Source organism: Kitasatospora sp. NPDC028961 (assembly GCF_055564815.1).
Map to the genome: position 1 here is coordinate 35,992 of NZ_JBVHVO010000016.1, position 6,267 is coordinate 42,258.

Annotated in this window: 5 protein-coding genes; 3 read left to right on the plus strand and 2 right to left on the minus strand. The window is 73.8% G+C overall.

Features of this window, described 5'->3' with window-relative positions:
• Positions 1-59: 59 nt before the first annotated feature.
• Positions 60-836, minus strand: a complete 777-nt coding sequence (locus tag ACZ4UX_RS24765) for an amino acid ABC transporter ATP-binding protein (protein ID WP_329489821.1) — start codon at positions 834-836, stop codon at positions 60-62.
• A gap of 384 nt (positions 837-1,220) precedes the next feature.
• On the opposite strand from ACZ4UX_RS24765, the gene ACZ4UX_RS24770 reads away from it, so the two are divergent.
• Positions 1,221-1,994 (plus strand): response regulator transcription factor, encoded by a 774-nt coding sequence (locus ACZ4UX_RS24770; RefSeq protein ID WP_329489822.1) that lies wholly within the window; start codon positions 1,221-1,223, stop codon positions 1,992-1,994.
• Positions 1,995-2,000: 6 nt separating this feature from the next.
• Positions 2,001-3,437: a sensor histidine kinase gene (locus ACZ4UX_RS24775; protein WP_329489823.1), complete on the plus strand. Its 1,437-nt coding sequence runs from the start codon at positions 2,001-2,003 to the stop codon at positions 3,435-3,437.
• 95 nt (positions 3,438-3,532) lie between these two features.
• Here ACZ4UX_RS24775 and ACZ4UX_RS24780 read toward each other — a convergent pair whose 3' ends face one another.
• Positions 3,533-4,552, minus strand: coding sequence for a TAXI family TRAP transporter solute-binding subunit (locus ACZ4UX_RS24780; RefSeq protein ID WP_465708270.1), 1,020 nt, complete (start codon positions 4,550-4,552; stop codon positions 3,533-3,535).
• Between the two features lie 138 nt (positions 4,553-4,690).
• Between ACZ4UX_RS24780 and miaB the strand changes: the two genes are divergently transcribed.
• Positions 4,691-6,187, plus strand: coding sequence for a tRNA (N6-isopentenyl adenosine(37)-C2)-methylthiotransferase MiaB (miaB, locus tag ACZ4UX_RS24785; protein WP_329489825.1), 1,497 nt, complete (start codon positions 4,691-4,693; stop codon positions 6,185-6,187).
• Positions 6,188-6,267 lie beyond the last annotated feature (80 nt).

Genomic DNA, 6,267 nt, shown 5'->3' on the forward strand with positions numbered 1-6,267 from the left:
GGGCGGACGGGACCGGCGCCGGCGTCCTTGCCGTCGCCGACCGGTGTCCGTCCGGAAGCTCAGTGGTGCAGGATCTTCGAGAGGAAGTCCTTCGCGCGGTCGCTGCGCGGCGCGGTGAAGAAGGCCTCGGGGGTGTTCTGCTCGACGATTCGGCCGTCGGCCATGAAGAGCACGCGGTTGGCGGCGGAGCGGGCGAAGCCCATCTCGTGGGTGACGACGACCATCGTCATGCCGTCGGCGGCCAGCTGGCGCATGACCTCCAGCACCTCGTTGATCATCTCCGGGTCGAGCGCCGAGGTGGGCTCGTCGAAGAGCATCACCTTCGGGTTCATCGCCAGTGCCCGGGCGATCGCGACGCGCTGCTGCTGGCCGCCGGAGAGCTGGGCCGGGAACTTCGACGCCTGCGCGCCGACCCCCACCCGCTCCAGCAGCTCCTGGGCGGTCCGCACCGCCTTCTCACGGGCGATCCCGCGCACCTTGACCTGGCCGAGCACCACGTTCTCCAGCACGGTCTTGTGCGCGAAGAGGTTGAAGCTCTGGAACACCATGCCGACCTCGGCGCGCAGCTTGGCCAGCTCCCGGCCCTCGGCGGGCAGCGGCCGGCCGTCGATGGTGATCGTGCCGGAGTCGACGGTCTCCAGCCGGTTGATCGTCCGGCAGAGCGTGGACTTGCCCGAGCCGGAGGGGCCGATCAGCACCACCACCTCGCCCTGGGCGATCTCCAGGTCGATGTCCTGGAGGACGTGAAGGGCACCGAAGTGCTTGTTCACCCCGTTCAGCACCACCAGCGGAGCGGTCGCGGCGGCGCTGGAGTCCTTGATCAGGCTCTCGGTCATCGCGCCTGCTCCTCGTGTCGGCCCCCGGAGTCGAACTCCCTTGGGCGGCAGTGATGGTAGGAACCGGGGGCCTCGGCCGGCGGAGCCTCGGCCCCCGGTGGGGTGACCATAGGAGCCATGACGATGCCACGTCAGCCGATCTGAGCGGAACTTGAGGATCACGATCCGGCCACACGCCCGGCAAGAGCCGTTCACACCGGGAAACAGGGGGCACCGTGACAGCGGGCACCCGCACCGCCGCGCGCCGTCCCCGGCGGTCCCGGGGCGTGGCCGAGCCTGGCGTCCGGCGCTCCGCTGGCCCATACTGCGCAGGACCGGGACCTGCCCGGTGGGGCCCGTGAACATCACGTGACACCCCGGGGAACGTCGGGGGGAGGAGGAACGATGCGACTGCTGCTCGTCGAGGACGACGAACGTGTGGCCGCCGCGCTGGTCGCGGTCCTGGGCCGGCACGGCTTCCAGGTCAGGCACGCCCGCAGCGGGCACGAGGCGCTCGACGCGCTGGTGCCGGACGGCAACGACCCGTACCGGGTGGTCCTGCTCGACCTCGGCCTGCCCGACCGGGACGGCTTCGAGGTCTGCAGCCGGATCCGGGCCGGCAGCGGCGTGCCCGTGATCATGGTGACCGCCCGCGCCGACATCCGCTCCCGGATCCACGGCCTCAACCTCGGTGCCGACGACTACGTCACCAAGCCCTACGACATGGGCGAGCTGCTCGCCCGGATCCACGCCGTGGCCCGGCGCGGCGCGGCGCCCGCCGCCGCCGCGGTGCCCGCCCCCGACGTCGTACCGCAGCAGGGCGGCCCGCTGGAGTCCCGCGGCATCCTGATCGACCGCGAGCGCCGCCGGGTCAGCGTGGACGGCCGGGACGTCCCGCTCACCCGCAAGGAGTTCGACCTGCTGGCGCTGCTCGCGCAGAGCCCCGGCGTGGTCTACCGCCGCGAGCAGATCTTCAGCGAGGTCTGGCGCAGCGGCTGGGAGGGCAACGGCCGCACCCTGGAGGTGCACATCGGCTCGCTGCGCACCAAGCTCGCGCTGCCCGGACTGGTCGAGGCCGTCCGCGGCGTCGGCTACCGGCTGATCCCCGAGAGCCCGGCCGCCGCCGGGTCCGCCGCGACGGCCGCGGCGCAAGCCCCCCAGGCCCGCGCGGAGCACTGACCGCACGTGCGTACCCGCCTGCTCGGGATCCTGCTCGCCCTGATGCTCTGCGTACTGGCCGCCCTCGGGCTGCCGCTCGCCGCGGCGGTCGCGGCCGCCGAGCAGAGCCGGGTGGTCGTCGACCGGCTCGACGACGCCGCCCGGTTCGCCCAGGACCTGCCCACCTCGGGCGTCTCCGGGCTGGAGTCCGCCCTCAAGGGGGAGTCCCAGCCCGCCCCCGGCGACCTCAGCCGCCGGCACGCGCTGGACGCCGAGGTGGCGCGCTACCACGACCTCTACGGCGTGCGGCTCGGCATCTTCCAGCGCGACGGCCTGCCGATCGCCACCGCCCCCGAGGACTGGCGGGTACCCGCCGGCGGCTGGGGCGAGCAGGCCTTCCAGGAGGCCCTGGACGGGCGGCGCAGCCACAACCCGCCGCAGGTCTGGCCGTGGACCCCCGACCGGACCCTGACCATCGCCACCCCGGTGGTCCGGGACGGCGACGTGGTCGCGGTGGTGCTCAGCGAGTCCCCGACCGGGCCGATGCGCACCCGGGTGCTGCACCGCTGGCTGGTGATCGGGGCCGGCGAGGCCGCCGCGATGATCGTCGCGGTGCTGCTGGCCGTCCGGCTCACCGAGTGGGTGCTGCGGCCCGTCCGGACTCTCGACCGGGCCACCCACGACATCGCCACCGGCCGGATGAACGCCCGGGTGGCGCCCGGCGGCGGGCCGCCCGAACTGCAGCGCCTGGCCCGCTCGTTCAACGACATGGCCGACCATGTGGTGCTCGCCCTGGACCAGCAGAAGGCCTTCGTCGCGGACGCCTCGCACCAGCTGCGCAACCCGCTGGCGGCGCTGCTGCTGCGGGTCGAGGTGCTGGGCCTGGAGCTGCCCGAGGGGCACGACGAGGAGCTCGGCAGGGTCCGGGAGGAGGGCGTCCGACTGGCCCGGGTGCTGGACGACCTGCTGGGCCTGGCCACCGCCGAGCACGCCCGCCCCGAGCCGGAGCCGACCGACCTGGTCGCGCTCACCCTGGCCCGGGCGGACGCCTGGCGGCCGGTGGCCCAGCAGCGCGGGATCGAGCTCGGCTGGGAGGGCCCGGCGCTCGCCCTCGGCATGGCCGACCCGATCGGCTTCGGCAGCGCGCTGGACGCCGTGGTCGACAACGCGCTCAAGTTCGGCCCGGCCGGCAGCCGGGTCCGGGTGCTGGTGGCGGTGCGGCGCGACGAGGTCGCGGTGACCGTCTCGGACGCCGGGCCGGGGCTCGCCGAGGAGGAGCTGGCCCGGGCCGGCGACCGGTTCTGGCGCAGCGCGCGTCACCAGAACGTGGACGGCTCGGGGCTCGGGCTCTCGATCGCCCGCACCCTGCTGCTGGCCGCCGGCGGCTCGCTCACCTTCGCCCCGGTGCGGCCGACCGGCCTCGCGGTGACGCTGGCGGTGCCGCGGGCGGGCAAGAAGCTCTGACGGCCGGGGCCGGGGCCGGGGCGGTTCGGGGCCCCGGGGTCCGGACCTTGCGGTGTCCGCACCTCGCGATGGCAGGGCCTCGCGGTGTCAGGACCTCACGGCTTCACCGAGCGGTAGTAGCGCATCGCGCCCTCGTGCAGCGGGAGCGGGTCGGTGTAGACGGCGGTGCGCAGGTCGACCAGCTGGGCGGCGTGGACCTGGGCGCCGATCTGGTCGCGGCTGTCTATCACCGCCCGGGTCATCCCCTGCACCAGGTCGGTGTCCACGTGCTCGCGGGTGATCAGCAGGTTGGGCACGGCCACCGTGGCGACGGCGTCCTTGGGCTCGGCGTTGGGGTAGGTGCCCTTCGGCATGGTGGCCGCCCGGTAGGCGTCGGTGCCGCCGCCCTCGACCTTGTGCACGGCCTCGGCGAGGTCGCCGAGCGGTACGAGCCTGATCCCGATGTGGTCGGACAGGTCGGTCAGCGCGCTGGTCGGCAGCCCGCCGGACCAGAAGAAGGCGTCCAGCTTGCCGGCCCGCAGCTGGTCGGCGGCGTCGCCGACGCCCAGCATGACCGGCGTGATGTCGTGGTCCGGGTCGAGGCCGGCCGAGGAGAGCAGCCGTCTGGTCACCAGGTTCACCCCGGACAGGGCCTGCCCGACGCCGACCCGCTTGCCCTTGAGGTCGGCCGTCCGGCGCACCGTCGAGTCGGCGGGGACGATCAGCTGGAGGTAGTCGTCGTAGAGCCGGGCGATGGCCCGTAGCCGGTCCTTGCCGGGGCCGGAGTACTCGGCGACGGCGTCGGCGGTCGCGATCGCGAAGTCGTCCTGGCCGCTGGTGACCCGGGCCAGGTTGTCGATCGAGCCCTGCGAGTTGTCCAGCCGCAGCCGCACCCCCGGCATCGCCCTGGCGACGTGGGTCTGCAGCAGCTGCCCGTACCGGTCGTAGACGCCGCGCTGGACCCCGGTGGCGAAACCGGTCTCGCCGCGGGGGTAGTCGGGCGTGCGGCCCGCCGAGAGCCACCAGCCGCCGAACCCGGCCGCCACCAGCACCAGGACCAGCAGCGTCCGCCACAGCGGGCTGCGGGCGGCGGCGCGGAGGGCGCCGCCGGGGCGGGGATCGGGGGAGGGGGCCATGCAGGGATAGTGCCAGGCGCGGGCGGCGAACGGGAGGGGCGCAGGCCGGGGCGGGTGGCGGCCGGCGCCCGGAGAGCGGGCGGGCGGCGCCCGGGCGGGCGGGGAAAAGCCCTTCGCGGGTGCCCGTACCCTGGTTGGGTGAGCGGTGAGAGCGGATTGAAGAGCTACAAGGTCGTCACGTACGGCTGCCAGATGAACGTCCACGACTCCGAGCGGCTGTCCGGGCTGCTGGAGGACGCCGGGTACGTGAAGGCAGGGCAGGACGGCGACCCGGACCTGGTCGTGTTCAACACCTGCGCGGTGCGCGAGAACGCCGACAACAAGCTGTACGGCAACCTCGGGCAGCTGGCGCCGGTGAAGAGCCGCCACCGGGGGATGCAGATCGCCGTCGGCGGCTGCCTGGCCCAGAAGGACCGCGACACCATCGTCCGCAAGGCCCCCTGGGTCGACGTGGTGTTCGGCACCCACAACATCGGGCACCTGCCCGCGCTGCTGGAGCGGGCCGCGGTCGAGCGCAAGGCCCAGGTCGAGATCCTGGAGTCGCTGGAGACCTTCCCGTCCACGCTGCCCACCCGCCGCGAGTCCGCGTACGCCGCGTGGGTGGCCATCTCGGTCGGCTGCAACAACACCTGCACCTTCTGCATCGTCCCCGCGCTGCGCGGCAAGGAGGAGGACCGCCGCCCGGGCGACGTCCTCGCCGAGATCGAGGCGCTGGTCGGCGAGGGCGTCATCGAGGTCACCCTGCTGGGCCAGAACGTCAACGCCTACGGCTCCGACCTGGGCGACCGTGAGGCGTTCTCCAAGCTGCTGCGCGCCGCCGGGCAGATCGAGGGCCTGGAGCGGATCCGCTTCACCTCGCCGCACCCGCGCGACTTCACCGACGACGTGATCGCCGCGATGGCCGAGACCCCGAACGTGATGCACCAGCTGCACATGCCGCTGCAGTCCGGCTCGGACACCGTGCTCAAGGCGATGCGCCGCTCGTACCGGCAGGAGCGCTTCCTCGGCATCATCCGGAAGGTGCGCGAGGCGATGCCGGACGCGGCCATCTCCACCGACATCATCGTGGGCTTCCCCGGCGAGACCGAGGAGGACTTCGAGCAGACCATGCACACCGTGCGCGAGGCCCGCTTCACCAACGCCTTCACATTCCAGTACTCCAAGCGCCCCGGCACCCCGGCCGCCGAGATGGAGAACCAGGTGCCGAAGGCCGTCGTGCAGGCCCGTTACGACCGGCTGATCGCGCTCCAGGAGGAGATCTCCTGGGAGGAGAACAAGAAGCAGGTCGGACGCACCCTGGAGATCCTGGTCGCCGAGGGCGAGGGCAAGAAGGACGACCGGACCGACCGGCTCTCCGGCCGCGCGCCCGACAACCGGCTGGTGCACTTCACCCGGCCCGCCGAGCCGGTGCGCCCGGGCGACACGGTGACCGTCGAGATCACCTACGCCGCCCCGCACCACCTGCTGGCCGAGGGCCCGACCCTCGGGGTGCGCCGCACCCGGGCCGGCGACGCCTGGGAGAAGCGCCAGGCGGCCCCGGCGGCCAAGCCGGCCGGCGTGATGCTCGGCCTGCCCACCATCGGCGCCCCGGCGCCGGTGGCCGCCCCCGCGGCGGGCGGCTGCTGCGGCGACTGACCGGCGCTCCTTCGGCGGCCCGGGGGGGGGGGGGGGGGCTGGGGAGAGTCGTTCCCCCACCCACCCCAGCTATTTCTCCT

Excerpts from the sequence above, each read along its gene's own strand:
- ACZ4UX_RS24765 (WP_329489821.1), bottom strand. The coding sequence starts at position 836 with ATGACCGAGAGCCTGATCAAGGACTCCAGCGCCGCCGCGACCGCTCCG.
- ACZ4UX_RS24770 (WP_329489822.1), top strand. The coding sequence starts at position 1,221 with ATGCGACTGCTGCTCGTCGAGGACGACGAACGTGTGGCCGCCGCGCTG.
- ACZ4UX_RS24780 (WP_465708270.1), bottom strand. The coding sequence starts at position 4,552 with ATGGCCCCCTCCCCCGATCCCCGCCCCGGCGGCGCCCTCCGCGCCGCC.